This is a genomic window from Stenotrophomonas sp. RG-453, assembly GCF_033843685.1.
Classification (GTDB): domain Bacteria; phylum Pseudomonadota; class Gammaproteobacteria; order Xanthomonadales; family Xanthomonadaceae; genus Stenotrophomonas; species Stenotrophomonas bentonitica_A.
Genome location: NZ_JAMYED010000011.1, coordinates 25,290 through 42,944, shown reverse-complemented (window position 1 = coordinate 42,944; position 17,655 = coordinate 25,290). Strand labels below are relative to the sequence as shown.

The 17,655-nt window shown below is 67.6% G+C and carries 14 protein-coding genes; 5 read left to right on the top strand and 9 right to left on the bottom strand.

Annotation, left to right across the window (positions count from 1 at the left end; genetic code table 11):
* Positions 1-13: 13 nt before the first annotated feature.
* The 6 genes from NJD74_RS18560 to NJD74_RS18535 are packed head-to-tail and all read right to left on the bottom strand — an operon-like array spanning position 14 to position 8,876.
* Entirely contained in the window at positions 14-1,117 is a 1,104-nt protein-coding gene (locus NJD74_RS18560) for a sugar kinase (protein WP_102788881.1), read from the bottom strand.
* On the bottom strand, positions 1,114-2,295 hold the full coding sequence (locus NJD74_RS18555; protein WP_319624748.1) for a GDSL-type esterase/lipase family protein: 1,182 nt from the start codon (positions 2,293-2,295) through the stop codon (positions 1,114-1,116). The genes NJD74_RS18560 and NJD74_RS18555 overlap by 4 nt, the downstream gene beginning before the upstream one ends.
* Positions 2,296-2,325: 30 nt before the next feature.
* Positions 2,326-3,081 (bottom strand): glucose 1-dehydrogenase, encoded by a 756-nt coding sequence (locus NJD74_RS18550; protein WP_019185567.1) that lies wholly within the window; start codon positions 3,079-3,081, stop codon positions 2,326-2,328.
* A 43-nt stretch (positions 3,082-3,124) separates the two neighbouring features.
* Positions 3,125-4,417 (bottom strand): MFS transporter, encoded by a 1,293-nt coding sequence (locus NJD74_RS18545; protein WP_019185568.1) that lies wholly within the window; start codon positions 4,415-4,417, stop codon positions 3,125-3,127.
* A complete protein-coding gene (locus NJD74_RS18540) occupies positions 4,414-6,654 on the bottom strand; it encodes an oligoalginate lyase (RefSeq protein ID WP_254427816.1) in 2,241 nt (746 codons plus the stop codon). Before NJD74_RS18540 ends, NJD74_RS18545 begins: the two co-directional genes overlap by 4 nt.
* On the bottom strand, positions 6,651-8,876 hold the full coding sequence (locus NJD74_RS18535) for a polysaccharide lyase 6 family protein (protein ID WP_319624747.1): 2,226 nt from the start codon (positions 8,874-8,876) through the stop codon (positions 6,651-6,653). Before NJD74_RS18535 ends, NJD74_RS18540 begins: the two co-directional genes overlap by 4 nt.
* Positions 8,877-9,157: 281 nt before the next feature.
* Between NJD74_RS18535 and NJD74_RS18530 the strand changes: the two genes are divergently transcribed.
* Positions 9,158-12,049, top strand: coding sequence for a TonB-dependent receptor (locus tag NJD74_RS18530; protein WP_319624746.1), 2,892 nt, complete (start codon positions 9,158-9,160; stop codon positions 12,047-12,049).
* A gap of 89 nt (positions 12,050-12,138) precedes the next feature.
* Positions 12,139-12,882: a FadR/GntR family transcriptional regulator gene (locus tag NJD74_RS18525; RefSeq protein WP_019185572.1), complete on the top strand. Its 744-nt coding sequence runs from the start codon at positions 12,139-12,141 to the stop codon at positions 12,880-12,882.
* A 21-nt stretch (positions 12,883-12,903) separates the two neighbouring features.
* On the opposite strand, the gene NJD74_RS18520 is transcribed toward NJD74_RS18525, so the two are convergent.
* A complete protein-coding gene (locus NJD74_RS18520) occupies positions 12,904-13,293 on the bottom strand; it encodes a DUF6165 family protein (RefSeq protein WP_319624745.1) in 390 nt (129 codons plus the stop codon).
* Positions 13,294-13,528: 235 nt separating this feature from the next.
* Here NJD74_RS18520 and NJD74_RS18515 point away from each other — a divergent pair, with 235 nt between their 5' ends.
* Positions 13,529-14,167: a TorF family putative porin gene (locus tag NJD74_RS18515; protein WP_319624790.1), complete on the top strand. Its 639-nt coding sequence runs from the start codon at positions 13,529-13,531 to the stop codon at positions 14,165-14,167.
* Between the two features lie 162 nt (positions 14,168-14,329).
* Here the strand turns inward: NJD74_RS18515 and NJD74_RS18510 are convergent, their stop codons facing one another.
* Complete coding sequence (locus NJD74_RS18510; protein WP_319624744.1) at positions 14,330-15,505, bottom strand: MFS transporter; 1,176 nt, start codon at positions 15,503-15,505, stop codon at positions 14,330-14,332.
* A 159-nt stretch (positions 15,506-15,664) separates the two neighbouring features.
* A complete protein-coding gene (locus tag NJD74_RS18505) occupies positions 15,665-16,135 on the bottom strand; it encodes a DUF1456 family protein (RefSeq protein ID WP_046274114.1) in 471 nt (156 codons plus the stop codon).
* 190 nt (positions 16,136-16,325) lie between these two features.
* Between NJD74_RS18505 and NJD74_RS18500 the strand changes: the two genes are divergently transcribed.
* Positions 16,326-16,778: a hypothetical protein gene (locus NJD74_RS18500; protein ID WP_152663802.1), complete on the top strand. Its 453-nt coding sequence runs from the start codon at positions 16,326-16,328 to the stop codon at positions 16,776-16,778.
* Between the two features lie 97 nt (positions 16,779-16,875).
* Complete coding sequence (locus NJD74_RS18495) at positions 16,876-17,625, top strand: SDR family NAD(P)-dependent oxidoreductase (protein ID WP_019185578.1); 750 nt, start codon at positions 16,876-16,878, stop codon at positions 17,623-17,625.
* Positions 17,626-17,655 lie beyond the last annotated feature (30 nt).

Below are 17,655 nucleotides of genomic sequence, written 5' to 3'. Positions count from 1 at the left end.
ACCGTGGCGGCGCTCAGCGCCGCGCCGCCGCCCCATCGCCGCGCGCCACGGCCTCCACTTCCGCCAGGCTGGTGACAGCGCAATCGCCCGGCGTGGACATCGCCAGCGCGCCATGCGCGGCGCCCAGGTCCACCGCTGCCTGCTCGCCCTTGCCGCCGAGCAGGGCATGCACCACACCGGCCACGAAGGCGTCGCCACCGCCGACCCGGTCCAGCAGGTCTACTTCGCGTGCGGCGGAGACATACAGTTGCGACCGGGTGCGCAGCGCGCCGGCCCAGCCGTGGCGGGCGGCGTTGGCGGCGTCGCGCAGCGTGAACGCGACCGCCTGCAGCGCCGGGAACTGCGTCATCGCGCGCACGGCGGCTGCCTCGGCCGGACCGACATCCATCGGCGTGTGGCGGCGACCGAGATCGCTCAGGTCCATGCCCAGGCATGCGGCGAACGAATACTCATCGCCGATCAGCAGATCGCATTCGGCGGCGATGGCGCAGTTGGTGTGCCGCGCGGCCTCCGGGTCCGGATGGCTGTTCCAGAGGCTGGCGCGGTAGTTGAGATCGTAGGAGACCGCCACGCCGTGCCGGCGCGCAGCACGCACCGCCGCAATCGCCGTCGCCGCGCTGTGCTCGGACAGGGCGGCGAAGATCCCACCGGTATGCAGCCAGCGCACGCCGTGCTGGCCGAACAGCGCGTCCCAGTCGAAGACCTCCGGCTGCAGCTGTGAGGCCGCCGAGTACGCGCGGTCGGAGATGCCCAGCGGCGCACGCGCCCCGAAACCACGCTCGGTGAAGTTCAGGCCCATGCGGGTGTTGCGGCCGATGCCATCGTAGTCGCGCCAGAGGATCTGGCTGGCATCCACGCCACCGGCCTGGATCAGCTGCTGGGCGAGCAGGCCGAGCTCGTTGCGCGGCAGGGCGGTGAGCACCCCGGTGCGGTGTTCGAACGTGCTGCACAGGCCACGCGCCACGTTGTACTCGCCGCCGCCTTCCCACACGGTGAACTGGCGCGCGCTGCGGATCCTGCCCTCGCCGGGATCGAAGCGCAGCATCACTTCGCCCAGCGCCAGTGCGTCCCAGCGCTGGCCGTTGTCGGGTGCGACAACGAAGGTCTGGGCCGTCATCGTACCGGGCACCCGAGCAGGGCCAGATCGATGCCGTCGGCCATGCGCCGGTAGCCTTCATCGTTGGGATGCAGGTGATCGCGGGTGATGTCCTCGGGCAGGTTCTCCGGGTTGGCCGGGTCGCGCAGGATCCGGTCGAAGTCGATCAGGCCATCGAAGCCGCTGCGGCCACCGCGCATCCAGGCGTTGAGGGTGGTGCGGGTGGCGGCCGCGATCGGCTCGTAGCGGTCCGAACCACCGAACGGCGTGATCGTGGCGGCGATCGGGCGGATGCCGTTGCTGTGCAGGCGTTCGGCGATCTGCCGGTAGCCCAGCACCATGTCCTCGGCGTTGCGGCCGGGCACGGGTGGGGTGCCGCCGTCGTGGCGGATGTCGTTGATGCCTTCGAACAGGATCACGCGGTCCACGTTCGGCAGCGCGATCACGTCGCGGTCCAGCCGCGCCAGCGCGCTGTGGCTGCGGCCATGGTCCATCACCTTGTTGCCGCTGATGCCGGCGTTGACCACCACCACCTGATCCGGGCAGGCCTGCTGCACGCGGGCGGACAGCAGTGCGGGCCAGTCGCCGTTGCTGCCGCGGGTGGCGGTGGCGCCTTCGGTGATGGAGTCGCCCAGGGCCACCACGACGATCGGCTTGCGGGTGCGTTCGGCCAGCACGGCCGAGACCACGTTCTGCCGGTAGGCGAGTTTGACCGCATCGCCGACCGTGGCAGCGCGGCCCTCGGCAATGCGCAGCGCGGTACGCCGGACGGCCGGGCGGGTGGCATCCGGGAAGTACACGGTGAGCGAGACGTCGGCCAGCGCCGGTGCGGTGATCGCGACCGGGTCGCTGAGCAGGGCGGCGCCGACCGGCACCACGACATCGCCACGTCCATTGAACGTGACCGGCCTGGCCGCGGTGGCGGTGCCGGTGAGGTGGGCCGAGGCACTGCCGATACGCAGCGGCGCCTGGCCGAGTTCATTGCTGATGCGGAAGCGCAGCGCCCTGGCCGAACTGGCCAGGCGCATGTCCTGGCGCACGGTCTGGTTCGCGAACTGCATCGGGGCCTCGGGGGTGCCATCAAGACGGTCCGGGGCCGGCGAGGCGGTCCAGGCCGGCACCCAGACCTGGGCCTGGGCGGGCAGCGCCGCAGCGCTGGTAGCGAGTGCAAGAGAGAATGCAGTGATCCAGCGCAGCATGGCGGCCCTCCCAGGCGGTCAGCGGGTCAATCAGGAGAAGTAGGTGCCGCCGTTGACGTCGACGTTGGCACCGGTGATGAAACCGGCGGCGTCGGAGGCCAGGTACACCGCGGTATCGGCGGCTTCCTGCGGACGGCCCTGGCGGCGCAGCGGCGTATTGCCGGCCACGGCAGTGCGTACTTCCGGCTTGGTGAATTCATCATGGAAGCGGGTGGCGATCATGCCGCAGCACAGCGCGTTGACGCGGATGCCGCGCGGGCCAAGCTCCTTGGCCATGGCACGGGTGAAGGTCATCACCGCGGCCTTGGCGGTGGCGTAGATCGCCGCGCCGGGGCCACCGCCATCGCGGCCGGCCTGCGAAGCGAAGTTCACGATCGCGCCGCCTTCGGGCATGTGCGGCACCACCGCATGCGTGGTCAGGTAGACCGAGCTCATGTTGAGGTCCATCACCTTGTGGAAGAAGGCCTCATCGATCTCGGCCAGCGGACGGCGCTGGACCATGCCACCGGCGACGTTCACCAGCACGTCGATCTGCGGACCGAACGCGGCCTGGGTCGCGGCGACCATCGCCGCCACCGCCTTGGCATCGGTGACATCGGCGCGATGCACGATCGCGGTGCCGCCGGCGGCTTCGACCTGCTTGAGGGTCTCCTGCGCGCTGGCTTCGTCGTTGGCGTAGTTGATGCACACCTTGGCACCGGCCGCGGCCAGCTTGAGCGAGATCTCGCGGCCGATGTCACGGCCGCCACCGGTGACGATCGCCACCTTGTCCTTGAATTGGGTCATGAAACACTCCTGTGATGCGTTGGGGGAAAGGGAAGAAGGGAACTCAGCGGCGCTCGACCGGGCCGTGGATTTTTTCCACGCGACCGGTGACCAGCCACAGCGCCAGCAGGGAGGCCGGCACCAGGGCCGCCACCAGGATGAAAATCGGTGCGTAGGAGTCGTGGGTCATCGCCGGCACCAGCCAGGTGGTGATCAGCGTGCCGGCCACCGCGGCCATGCCGCCCAGGCCAGCCACCGAGCCGACCGATTTGCCGCTGAAGATGTCGCCGGGCAGGGTCTGGATGTTGCCGATCGCGATCTGGAAGCCGAGCAGCACGAAAGCGATGGTGATCACCGCCCAGACCGGATCGGTGGCCAGCACCGCACCGATCAGCGCCGGGGCCATGATCGCGCCGCCCAGGGTGATCACCACCTTGCGGGCTTTATCCACGCTCCAGCCGGCACCGATCAGACGGCCGGACAACCAGCCGCCGCCGAGGCTGCCGATCATCGCGCCTACGTAGGGCACCCAGGCGAAGATGCCGATCTGCTTGATGTCGAAACCGAAGGTATCGGCGAGGTAGATCGGCAGCCACGACACGAACAGCCACCAGATCGGGTCCAGGAAAAACCGCGAGATCAGGATGCCCCAGGTCTGGCGATGGCCCAGCAGCTGGCGCACGTTCGGTACGTACTCGGCCACCGGCACGGCCGGCTGCTCGGTCGGCGCATCCAGGATCAGTGCACGCTCGGCCGCGCTTACCCACGGGTGTTTGTCCGGGCCGGCGCGGTAGATGATCAGCCACGGCAGCAGCCAGATGAAACCGATCGCACCGATCAGGATGAAGGTCCCGCGCCAACCCAGCCACAGGAACAGCACGGCGATCAGCGGCGCGGAGATGATCGCGCCGATCGAGGCGCCGGCGTTGAACACGCCCTGCGCCAGTGCGCGTTCCCGCGCCGGGAACCACTCGGCATTGGCCTTCACCGCGCCCGGCCATGCACCGGCTTCGCTGATGCCGAGCATGGCGCGCACGATGCTGAAGGACAGGATGGAGTGCGTGACCGAGTGCAGCGCGATCGAAATCGACCACACCGCGATCGAGAGCGCAAAGCCCAGGCGCGTACCGATGATGTCGAACAGGCGCCCGAACACGAACTGGCCGGCGGCGTAGAACAGCATGAACACCGTGACCAGCAGCGCGTAGTCTTCCTTGGTCGCGCCGACATCCTGCGAAATCTGCGGCCACATCACCGCCAGCGCGTTGCGGTCGATGTAGTTGATCACCGTGGCGACGGCGATCAGCGCCACGATCAGCCAACGGACATAGGTGCGGGCCTGCGTGGTGACCTTCATTTGCTGTCCTTGCCGGCGCCGGTGCCGGTATCGAAGCGCTTCCAGCCGCCGTCCCAGCGCCAGCTCTGGCCATCGCCACTCACTTCATGCGATCCGCCCTGGGTGGGGTCGTCGGCGATGCCCAGCGCCAGCCGCTTGCCGCCGGCTAGGTCGAGCACCAGCACATCCGCATCCTTGCCGCGGTAGTGGGTGAGGCGATCGATGCGGCTGTTGGCGCCGCGCACGGTCTCGGCGGTGCCGTCGTACTGGCCATGCGGTTCGAGCACACCGTAGAACGTGGTGGCGGCCTGGCCATCCACGCGCTGCAGCAGCATCGGCTCACGGCGCAGGTTGAACGAGGGATCATTCGCGCCGCTCTCGCCGATCACGGCGCGCGAGGGTGCGGTGCTGGCGAATCGGTAGGTGTAGAAGCGACCGTCCAGCAGCCAGGTCAGGCTGCGCGCATCGCGGGTCGGCTCGCTGGCCGCATCGACCCACACATGCTGGTAGCCGTTGGCCTTGCCCAGCACGGGACGGGCGGCGACGGCGGACTGGGTCTTGAAGCCGACGTCCATGATGTGCCCATTGAAATGCAGCGGCAGGTCATAGCGCGCGGCCTTGCTGCCGGTGACGCGCAGCAGGTCCAGCACCACCGGCTCGCCCAGCGATGGGTGCGAGAGCAGCGCCTGGGTGCGGGTGAAGCTGACCCCGTCGTAGGCGCCTTCCATCCGCGCGGAGGCGATCTGGGTATCGTCGCTGACCGCGAACAGCAGCGGCGTCGGCGCCAGCGGCTGGCCCTTCTTCCAGTCGCCACCGAAGTGGCTCTGCTCGTTCACCACCAGCGTGTTGTGCGCGATGGTCTGCCGGGCCCAGCTGTTGTTTTCCGGCAGGTAGATGCCACCGGCCTTGGCCTCGATGTTGAGGAAACGCGCGGCACCGTAATCGGTGACCACGCGCTGGCCGTTGTCGTAGAACAACCAGTTGAGCTTGTCGAAGTGGCCGTGGCCCATGCCCTGCTTGGTGTTCTTCATCACCAGCGCCTGGCCGTTCTCGCCCCCCATGCGCAGGATTGCCAGTGCGCCTTCGGTGCCGTCCGGGCCATCGCGCAGCAGGGTCGGTACGAAGGCAAACGGCTTGGCCTTGTTCTCCGCCAGCGCCTGGGCCACCTGCAGGCCTTCGGGCGAGAGCAGCACGCGCTTCTGTGTTTTGGCGACCGACAGCAGGCGTGCATCACCGGTCTGCGCGTAGGCGATATCGATGCCAGCCACCAGTTCCTCGGTGTCCAGGCCCTTGTCGAGAATGGCGTCGTTGATCGGGAAGAAGTAGCCGCCGTAGCTGCTCTGCACCAGCGCATCGACCGCCTTGAGCAGCACGCCGTCGCGGCGCTTGAAGATGCCGCGTTGCGGTTCGTTGCGCTCGATGGCGTTGGCGAACAGGATGAACGGGGCCAGTGCATAGCGCTGGTAGTACGGGCCTTCTTCGTAATACCCGTCCGGCGAGAACAGCTGATCAACCTGTTTCAGGAAGCCGGCACTGCCATCGCGCTTGCTGCCCTGCAACGCCTTGTCGACGTAGTTGGTGTCGCGCAGCACGTAGCCGGTCATGCCCACCGCAGCGACCGCCCAGGTGGCGTGGTTGTGGATCTTGTCGAAGTTCTCCGGCGTGCCGGACAGGAAGTCGGCCATCGCGCGGAACACGTTGTCGTCGATCGTCTTGCGGTCGGCGTCACTGAGCGTGTCGCGGATCGCGTCGTAGCCCTGCGCCGCGCTGACCAGCCACACCGAATCGTTGAGGGTCTGCCAGAACAGCCGGCCGGGAATCTGGCCGCGGCCCTGCGGGTGCGCGCCCAGGCCCGGGTAGAGCTTGGCGTAGCCCAGCAGCAGGTCGCGGGCGAAGGTGGCATAGGCCTTGTCGCCGGTCAGCCGATACAGCGCGCCGGCGGCCTGGATGGCCTGGTAATTGCGCTTGTGCTGTTCGTGCGTGTAACCGCCGCCCTTGTCCTTGGGCACCGGCACGTCGATGCCGGCCTTCATCATCGCGCGCACGCGCTGTTCGGCACGCTGCTGTTCCTTGGCGAACAGTGGCGAGCGCGCACCCTCGGCACGCATCTGCGTCCACTGCGCGGCGGTGACCAGCACCGGTGCGGTGGCGGACGCCGCGGGCGCCTGCCGGGCGGCGGGTGCGGCCTGCGCAGCGGGCAACGCGGCCCCGCCAAGCGTGGCGGCGAGCAGCAGCATCAGGGGCGGGGCGTAATTCATGGCAGGGCCTCAACAGGGGTATCGGACAGCAACGGCGCGGTGGCCGTCAGCGGGTTGTCGCCCATGCGCAGGGTCGGTTCCCCGACGCGATGGCTGAAACGGATGCGGCCGCTGCGGTCGAAGCGGTTGTCGCGGATGCTGGCGAACTGCACGCCATGCAGGCGCAGGCTGGTGTCATCGGCCACCCCTGCCTGCTCGAACTGGTTGCCGTGCACCTGCAGCGCCGGACCGAAGGTGCTTTCGTCGGTGCCGCCGCGATACAGGTTCACCACCGGCCCGCCGATGCGGCGGAACGTGGAGTCCAGCAGATCCACCTGCTCGGCGTTGTAGGTGCCCAGGTCATCGGTCTCGGCGGCCGCGGCGATCACACTGCCGGTGATGTCCTCCACCGTGACGTTCGAGAGCGCGATCCGCGCGGCCAGGCTGCCCTTGCCGGTGGCGATCACATCGAAGGCCTTGTTGGCGGTCAGCCCGTGCACGTGGCTGTCTTCCAGCAGGAGCGTGTAGTTGAACGCCTGGCTGCCCGGCGGCACGCGGATCACCGCATTGCCGGCCGCATCCGGTGCGAGCGCACCGTCGATGTCCAGTCGCGCCAGTCGCAGCGAACCGCCCACACTGATCTCGAACAGGCTGGGCCGCGAGAACTGCACGCTGGCCTGGCCACGCGCGGGACCTGCCACGCTCAAGGGATGGTCCACCGCGAGCACCTGGCTCACGGTGTAGCGGCCACGCTGCAACTGCAGCCGGTCGCCCGGGGCGCTGGCTGCCACGGCGGCGGTCAGGGTGTCCTCGCCCGGCGCGACCGTGCGTACCGCGCCGCTGTCCAGGGCGGTGGTGGTCAGGGTCTTGGGGTACCAGTCCACGCCGACCTGGTCGCGGGCGATCGGGGCCAGATCGCGCGGGGCCCCGGCATCGAGCGCCGCGGTGGGGTAGAGCAGGCCGTTGGGCGCGCGCTGCAGGGTCAGGGAATGGCCGCTGACACCGCCGGGGAAGCCGGGCGATACGGCCGGGCTCTGCACGTTGCCGGCGAAGGTGATGCCGGAGAGGTCACCCTGCGCGCGCAGCAGCTCGCGTTTGCCATCGCCGATGAAGAGGTTGCCGGCGATGCGGCTGTTCACCGGCATCGCGTTGCGCTCCTCATCCAGCCCCGCGCCGAGCAGCACGGTGCCGACCTGGATGAAGCTGTTGCGTTCGATCACCGCGTGATCGATCTGCTCGTAGCGGTTCAACGGCGCGTCGTGGGTACCGGCCATCACACTCAAGGCCGCGGCGAAGTTGTCGCCGGCGATGCCTTCAAAGTAATTGTCGCGCACGGTCTGGTGGCGGTTGATCACACGCACCCCGCCGGTATGCGCCTTGCCATGGCCGAGGAACACATTGCGTTCGACCCGATTGCCGTGGCCGTGACGCAGCACCAGCGAGCCGCGCGAGTCCTGGAAGACGTTGCCCCGGTAGATGTTGCCGCCGGACTTGTTGGAGACGATCTCCACCTCGCCATCGCACTGCTCGAACCAGTTGTTCTCCACCACGGTGCGCGAGTCCGACTGCGAATCGTGGCTGGTGCCGATGCGCATCGTCTCGCCGCCGTTGGAACCGAGGTTGGGGCGCGGGCCGAACCAGTTGTGGTCGATGCGGTGCTGGTTGTCCAGGCCGCTGGTGGCGTTGCGCACCACCACCAGGGTGGTGCCCGCATTGGTCTTGCCGACCAGCTGGTTGTGGTCGAAGCGGTTGTGCTGGCCGTACAGCGCCACCCAGTGATCGGACTGCTGGCGATCCGGCTTGTTGTAGCGGTCGATCACGATCCCGGTCACCCGGCTGTGGTTGGCCCACTCACTGGCTGACCGCCGGAACGACACCACTTCGCCACCCGGCGCCCAACCATCGCGGAAGACGAGGTTGGAGACCTCCAGGTGCTCACCGGCCAGACGCAGCTGGGACTGGCCGCTGAGAATCACCTTGCCGGGGGTCTGCGCCGTCAACTTAATTGGTTGACCAATTTTGCCGGTTCCCCGGAAAAGCAGGTCCACGTCGCGCCAGACGCCGTCCGCCAGGATCACCGTATCGCCGGGGGCGAGGGCGCGTACGGCGGTGGCATAGGCAGCAGCGTCGCGCACCAGATAATCGGCCGCCACGGCAGGGAATGCCGCTAGGGACAGGCTCAACAGCAAGGCCTTGGCCATGGGACGCCGCGCCAACGGCGCCTGCGAGTGTTGCAAAGTCACGGGCTTACCCTCCCAGATGGACCGTGGCGACTGACGCGAGCCACGATCCTAACAGGTTGCCGTGCGCGGACGTCAACCACAATCGCATACCACTTTAGGCGCATGTGGTATGTGATTTGCGCATTTTTCTGCTGCGTCCGCACATTAATTCCACGCAAAGTGGTCTGGACGGTGGTGTGGGGTAGACTTTAGTACCAATTCATTGACATTGGTTCATCAGTCGTGAATCTTCCGGATCGAATCCGTGTAATCGGACGATCCATCCTGGGAGGGAGATCACGATGTTGCATGACCGCCGTACGGCCTCACCACGAGGCCTCCGCCGCACCGCGCTGCACAGCGCGCTGTTCTATGCCCTGTGTGCCACCGCGGCCCTGCCGCTGGCCCACGCACAGGACGCCGATGCCCCGGCCTCGCCGCCGGGGCAAGCCACCACGCTGGATCAGGTCCAGGTGACCGGCATCCGCGGCACCATCCAGACCTCGATCGACAAGAAGCGCGAGGAGACCGTGGTCTCCGACGTACTGGCGGCCGACGACATCGGCGACCTGCCGGCGCTGTCCATCGGTGAAGCGATCGAAACCATCACCGGCGCCTCCACCCACCGCGAAAAAGGCGGTGCGTCGGAAATTTCCATCCGCGGCCTGGGCCCGTTCCTGGGTTCGTCCACCTTCAATGGCCGCGAGGCCACCAACGGCAGCGGCGACCGCTCGGTCAACTTCAACCAGTTCCCGTCCGAGCTGATCAACACCGTGGCGATCTACAAGACCCAGCGTGCCGACTTCGTCGAAGGCGGTGTGGCGGGCACGATCAACATGGAGACGGTCAAACCGCTGGAGTACGGCAAACGCACGTTCCAGCTCGATGGTCGCGGCACCTGGCAGGATTACGACGACCGCCTCAAGGACAAGGACGGCGTCGGCTGGCGCGGTACCGCCAGTTACATCGATCAGTTCGACATGGGCAACGCCGGCAAGCTCGGTGTCTCCATCGGCGTACAGGCGCTGGAAGGCAGCAACCCGGAAGAGATGTTCTCCAGCAGCTCCACCTGGGTGGCCTGCGATGGCCGTGAAGTGGTCGGGGCGACGCGTAACTGCACCCAGGTCAACGGCAACCAGGTCGCCAATGGCGTGCCGTACTACCTGGTGCCCAGCAGCCGCATCTATCGCCAGTTCATCGAACACGACAAGCGCGATTCGCAGTTCGCCGCGCTGCAGTGGCGCCCCAGCGACCTGGTGGAAGTGAACCTGGACTACCAGCACTCCAAGCGCGATTACACCGAAGACCGCTCGGATCTGTCGCTGTCTTCGATGATGCGCAACCTCAACAACCGCGTGGTCACCGATGATGGCGCGCTGCTGCACCACACCGGCAGCACCACGGTCGATTCCACCGGCAATTTCCTGGAGCGCCAGGAGGAATACACCGGCGGCGGGCTCAACGTGATCTTCCGGCCGAGCCCGGCGTGGACGCTGTCCACCGATCTGTCCTATTCCAACACCGAGCGCGATCAGATCGAACGCAGCACCCGCCTGCGCGCCGGCCGCACCGACGTCAACGGCAGGCCGGTTGGCGGCATCAAGAACACCCGCTATGTCGATTACACCTACGATTACAGCGGCGATGTGCCGAGCATCACCCTGGATCCGGCGTTCGATGTGAACAATCCGGACAACTTCACCGACTCGGCCCTGGTGCGTCGTCGCCAGCAGCACCGCGAGCACACCATCCGTGCTGGCCGCTTCGATGCCACGTTCACCCCGGAAAGCGGCTTCTTCACCGCCATCAAGGGCGGCCTGCGCCGCTCCGAGGCGACCTACACCGATTACACCGACACGGTGGATGTGACCACCACGAACGTCGCGGCGATCCGCGCCGCCAACCTCGCCTGCCGCCAGGCGTTCCCGCAGGACGATTTCCTGGCCAATGCCAGCGGCAACACCATCGACCAGTGGGCCAGCTTCGACAGTCGCTGCCTGTTCAAGGCGTTCACCGGCGTGGACGATACCGGCCTGAGCGCGGACCTGCGCAACCCGGCCAACAACGATGTCACCGAGAAAACCAGCGCGCTGTACCTGATGGGCGACTACAGCACCGAATGGTTCGGCCTGCCGGTGACCGGCAATATCGGCGTGCGGGGTGTGCGCACCGAAGTGCGCTCGGTCGGCCTGCGCAGCGGTCTGGATGTGATCAACAATCCCGACGGTACCGTGACCCTGGAACCCACCGGCGATTTCACCTCGCAGGTGCTCAAATCCAGCAATACTGAATGGCTGCCCAGCTTCAACGCCGCCTTCGAACTGCGTCCGGACCTGCTGCTGCGCGTCGGTGCGTATCGGGCGATGTCGCGCCCGGACCTGGCCGCTGAAGGCTTTGGCCGCACCTTCAACCTGGGTGAGGTGGATACCGAGTTCAACAGCGTGGGCGATGCGCTGCGCAGCATCACGGCCACCGGCAACCCGCGCGCCAAGCCGTTGATGTCGTGGAACGGCGACCTCTCGCTGGAGTGGTATGCCAACGAAGACACCATGTTGTCCGGTGCGCTGTACTACAAGCAGTTCAACGGCGGCTCGATGCCGGTGATCGTCAACGAAACCTTCGATATCGATGGCCAGACCGTGACCGTGCCGGTGGAGCAGCTGGCCACCAGCGACCAGAAGAGCGATCTGTTCGGCGTGGAGTTCACCGCCTCGCACAGTTTCTCCTACCTGCCGGGGATCTTCTCCGGGCTGGGCGTGAAGGCCAGCTACAACTACGCCGATTCCAACTTCAAGACCGAAGACCTGCGCCTGGGCGAATCCACCGACCCGGCCACCGGCGTGGTGACCCCGGGCATCGTCGAGCCGGCCAACATCTTCGGCCTGTCCAAGCACGTGGCCTCGGCGCAGGTGTACTGGGGCCTGGGCAGGCTCGATCTGCAGGCGATCTACAAGTACCGCTCCGACTATTACCAGCAGTTTGTCGGTGACCCGTCGCAGAACCGCTATGTGCGTGACAATGGTTCGCTGGACTTCCGCGCCACCTACAAGGTGAACAAGCACCTGTCGCTGTCGCTGTCGGCCAGCAACCTCACCGATGAGCCGCGGGTATCGGATATGCCCATCCTCGGCAGCTTCCGCGAGTACACCACGTACGGGCGGCGGTATTATCTGGGGGTGCGCTACCGCTTCTGAGGTCAGTGGCGCGGTTTTTCCGACCGCGCCGCTCTCTGAAGGCGCGGTCGCGTGTCGGTCCCCAGCCACCTGTCAGCAGGCCTTTGATGATGTCCGAACCCCGTCTGTACCAGTCCATTGCCGCCGAAATCGTCGCGCTGATCGAGAAGGGCGAATTCCCGCCGGGCTCGCGCCTGCCGGGCGAACGCGACCTGGCCGAACGCCTGGGCGTGAGCCGGGTGACGGTGCGCGAGGCGGAAATCGCGCTGGAAGCGCAGGGCCTGATCACCATCAAGACCGGCTCGGGCGTTTACGTGAAGGCCAAACCGTCACAGGCGCCGGGCGCACTGCCCGATGTCTCGGCGTTCGACCTGACCGCCGCCCGCGCGGTGATCGAGGCCGAGGCCGCAGCGATGGCGGCCAGCCGCATCACCGATGCCGAACTGGAGGACCTGGCCGGCCTGATCGCGGCCATGGTCGACCCCAATTCGGGCGAAGCGGCGGCCAGCGAGGCCGACCGCCAGTTCCACCTCTCGATCGCGCGGATCGCCGGCAACCCGGTGGTGGAGCACTGCGTGCAGCTGATCTGGCGGATGCGCAACGAACTGCCGCGGGTCAAGCAGGTGTATGCCAACGTCTGCCACAACGACGATGACACCCGCGACGAGGAACACACCCGGATTCTGGACGCCCTGCGCCAGCGTGATCCGGCAGCGGCGCGGCTGGCCATGCGCAACCACTTCCAGCGGCTGTTCGAATCGATGCTGGAAGCCACCGAGAATGAAGCGCTGGCCGAAATCCGCCGGCGGACCCAGCAGGACCGCGAACGCTTCATGGCCGCGACCGGGCACTGAGCCCGGCGCGCGCCGGCGCGATTACTCGCCCTGGTACTGCTTCTCTTCGACCAGCTGCGAGCCGGCGATGCGGTTGATCTCGTTCTTCACCTTGACCCGCTCGCCATTGGTGCCATAGACACCGCGCGCCAGCTGGATGAAGGCATCGTCGAAGACCTGCACTGCTTCCTTGTCGCGCAGCTGGTCCTGGATCTCCCACATGCGCTCGTTGATCGCCTTGAGATGCGTCTTCAATGCTTCCAGCCCCGGCTGAGCACTTACCTGCTGCTGCCACAGCGGCCACAGGCCCTCGAGTTCCTTGCGGACGTTGGCGTTCTTGCCGGCATCGGTGATGCGTTCGGCCTTGATTTCCAGGATGGTGATCTTGTCGATCAGCTCGCCAATCGATACCGGGGTCAGGATCGCGTCCACGCCATTACTCGCAACAGGTCAGAGTGGGCATGATACCGCGCACCTCCCGGCGCCACCCTGACGCAGGATTTACAGAAACGTTGCGCCGATCGCGCGGCGGCGCCATGGCGACTTTACGCGGTGCCCGCGGACACTGTCGCTCTCGACGGCGCAGCCGTCATCTGGAGCGGGACACGTGGTGGGTAAACAATCAAAACAGCGCCTGCGCGGCGGCGTGGTGCTGGTGGGGCTGATCATGAGCGGGGCGGCGGCGGCCGCGGTGGACGGCAACGCGACGCTGACTTCGGACTATGTCTGGCGCGGCAGCTCGCAGAGCGACGGCGATCCGGCCGTGCAGGCGGGCGTGAAACTCAGTGCGTCCAACGGCTGGTATGCCTCGGCGTGGGGCTCGGGTGTCTCGTTCCGGCCGGACAACGGCGCGCGCAGCGAGTTTGATCTTGTCGCCGGCTGGAGCGGGGCGGTGACGCCGGACTGGAGCGTGGGCGTCAATCTGACCCGCTACGTCTATCCGTCCGCCACGGTCGATCTGGACTGGACCGAGCTCAATGGCACCGTCACCTGGCGGCAGCGCGCCTGGCTGCAGGTCGGCGTCTCCGACAACGCGTTGGCCGGTGGCCATGGCGGCACCTACGCCCAGCTCGGTGCGCGCCTGCCGCTGGGCGAGCAGTGGCGTGTCGAGGGCGCGGTAGGCCACTACTGGCTGGACAGCGCGCAGGCCGATGACTACCTGCATGGCCAGCTCAGCGCCATCTGGAAGGTGCACGGCCCGTGGGAGCTGCGCCTCACCGCGCACGACACCGATGGTGCGGCCAAACGCCTGTTCCCCGGCAACGCAGGCTCGCGCGTCGAGTTCGCGGTACAAACCGCCTTCTGACGGAGCGCCCACCCACCCCGCGCGGTAGAGCCGACCGTTGGTCGGCTGCTCGAGCCAACCTCACTCGATATTCCAGACGTCGGGTGCGAATCCCACCGGGTAGAGCCGACCGTCGGTCGGCTGCCCCAGGCGGCGCGCAATGCCGCCGATCAACGGTCGGCTCTACCGGCGTACTACCGCCACCGTCCACACCGCGATCGCCACCATCGCGACGCCGGCACCGGTCACGCACACGCCGGTCCAGCCGAAGCGATCAAAGACCTGCGCCGAGACCAGTGAGCCCAGCGAGCCGCCGATGAAATAGCCGGTCATGTAGCCGGCATTGAGCCGGTTGCGGGCGTCCGGACGCAGCGCATAGACCACGTTCTGGTTGCTCACGTGCAGCAGCTGCGCGGCCAGGTCGAGCACGATCACGCCCAGCACCAGTGCGATCAGCGAGTGCGTGGAAAAGCCCAGCGGCAGCCACGATGCGGCCAGCAGCACCAGCGCCACGGTCGTCGCCAGCGCCGCCTTGCCCCGGTCGGCCATGCGCCCGGCCACGCCCGCGGCCAGCGTGCCGGCCGCACCGACCAGCCCGAACAGGCCGATCGTCGCATCGCTGTAGCCATACGGTTCGGCGGCGAGCAGGAACGCCAGTGGCGTCCAGAAGATCGCGAACATCGCAAAGCTCAGCGCACCCAGCACGGTGCGCAGGCGGAACACCGGTTCCTGCGCGAACAGCGTACCGATCGAGCGCAGCAGCTGCAGATAGCCCAGCCCGGCGGTCTGATGGAAGCGCGGCAGATGCCGATCGAGCATGCCCGTGGTCAGCACCAGCGCGGCCGCGGCGATCCAGTACACGGTGCGCCAGTCGCCCAGCGAGGACAGTGCCCCGGCCACGGTGCGTGCCAGCAGGATGCCGAGCAGCAGCCCGCTCATCACCGTGCCTACGACCTGGCCGAGTTCTTCGGGCCGCGCCAGCGTGGCCGCGAACGGCACCAGCACCTGCGCCACCACCGAGAACAGGCCGGTCAGCGCGGTGCCCACCAGCAGCCACACGAACTGATGGCTGAGCGCGCTCAGCACCAGCCCCGCCGCGGACAGCAGCGACATCACCACGATCAACCGGCGGCGCTCGAACAGATCGCCCAGCGGCACCAGCAGGATCAGGCCCGCCGCATAGCTCAGCTGGGCGACGGTCACCACCGTGCCGGCCCGCGCGAAGGACACGCCGAACTGGCCGGCGATGGTATGCAGCAGCGGCTGCGCGTAGTAGTTGCTGGCCACGGCCACGCCGGTGGCGAAGGCCATCAGCAGGACCTGCCAACGGCTGAGTGGCGAGGGCGCGTCGTTGCTCATGACGGGCTCCGGGAAAGAAGGGGCGCCAGTGTCCGCCTGATGGGCGAAAGGGGGAAATGAAACGTCTTCATCCCATGCATCTGAAATCCAGATGGCTCACCCACGCCAGGCAGTGGAGGCGCGTGGCCCCTGCATCGGAGCCAGGCATCAACGACGTCTTCAGGCGCCGCGCACGCGCAGGGTCAGGCCCTTGAGGAAATTGCGCAGCATCTGGTCACCGCAGGCGCGGTAGTTCTTGTGGTCCGGCTGACGGAACAGCGCGGACAGTTCCGGCTTGGAGACCGAGAAACCGGCGGCGTCGAACACTTCGTGCATGTCCACGTCCTTCAGCTGGAAGGCGACGCGCAGCTTCTTCAGCACCAGGTTGTTGGTGATGCGCTTTTCCACCGGGCGCGCCGGCTGGCTCTCGTCGCGGCCGCGGAAATGCACGATCAGGCCATCCAGGAAATGCGCCAGGGTGCGATCGTCGCAGGGCACGAAGCCTTCTTCGTCTTCCTTGCGCAGCCAGCCGGCCACATCGGCCTTGTCGACCACGAAGGCCGGATCGGCCAGGGCACAGGTGTCGGCGATCATGCCGTCGCTGAGGTCGAGCATGTAGCGGATGCTGCGCAGTACATCGTTGTTGATCATGGGACGTCCAATACCGCCGACGCGGCTGCGCGGCTGGCGGTCATTTTACCCCGTGCCGGGCGCGCGGCCGGCTGCGACCGGTGGTCGCTGTCATCTGGCTGCCACGAAAGTGACGCACAGTGCCGCGATCAGGCATCGACAGGCAGTGGAGCAGGCAATGCGCAGGTGGCAGGTTCTCGGGTGTGTGGGCATGTTGCTGGCGGCCCCGGCGTGGGCGCAGGCCCCCTATGTGGCGCTGGAGCAGCGGCTGGATCCGCAGGCGCTGGCCGACGTCGGGCTGACCCCGGCCCAGCTGCAGGCCCTGAACCGCCTGCTGCGCCAGGCCCAGGCCGATGCCCCCGCCCCGGTGGCCGTCGCGGCGGCACCTGCCGCAGGCCCGGGTGTGCCGACGCCGGCCCCGATGTTCCCCGGGCTGGACGACGGCCCCATCAACGCCAAGGTCACCGGCCAGGTGGACGGCTGGGCCCCCGGCACGGTGTTCACCCTGGACAACGGCCAGCAGTGGCAGGTACTCAAGGGCGAGATGAAGCTCAAGACCGCCCGCAGCAACCCCGGGATCGTCGTGGTGCCGGGCATCGCCGGGCGCTGGTTCCTGCAGGTGGATGAAGACCTGCCCAAGGCGCGGGTATTCCGCATCCGCTGACGGGACGACCCGTGGCGCCGGTCAGCCGGGCGGCGCCCGGCGCCACACCGGGCGCGCATCGGTGCGAAAATGGTCGGGATCTTCACGGAGTACCTCGATGACCCGTACCGCTCTGATTACTGGCGCCACGTCCGGCTTTGGCGCCGCCGCTGTCCACCGTTTCGCCCAGGCCGGCTGGCGCGTGATCGCCACCGGGCGCCGTGCCGAGCGCCTGCAGCCGCTGGTCGACGCCTACGGTCCCGAGCGCGTGCATGCCGCGGTGTTCGACGTGCGCGACAGCGTGGCGATGGAAGCGGCCCTGGCGGCCCTGCCGGCCGGCTTCGCCGACATCGACCTGCTGGTCAACAACGCCGGCCTGGCCCAGGGCACCGCCCCGGCGCAGAGCGCCTCGCTGGAAGACTGGCGCACCATGATCGACACCAACGTCACCGCCCTGGTGACGCTGACCCATCGCCTGTTGCCGCAGCTGGTCGCGCGCAAGGGTGCGATCATCAACATCAGCTCCGTTGCCGGCGTCTACCCGTACCCGGGCGGCAATGCCTACGGCGGCACCAAGGCCTTCGTCAGCCAGTTCTCGCTGGGCCTGCGCTCGGACCTGCACGGCAGCGGCGTGCGCGTGACCACGATCGAGCCGGGCATGGCCGAAACCGAGTTCACCGTGGTCCGCACCCATGGTGACCAGGCCGCCTCGGACAAGCTCTACACCGGTGCCAACCCGATGACCGCCGACGACATCGCCGAGCAGATCTTCTGGGTCGCCTCGCTGCCGGCGCACCTGAACATCAATCGCCTCGAAGTGATGCCGGTCAGCCAGTCGTTCGCCGGCTTCCAGGTCGCGCGCGACTGATCCAAGGGTACCGCTGGCCAACACCTCGGC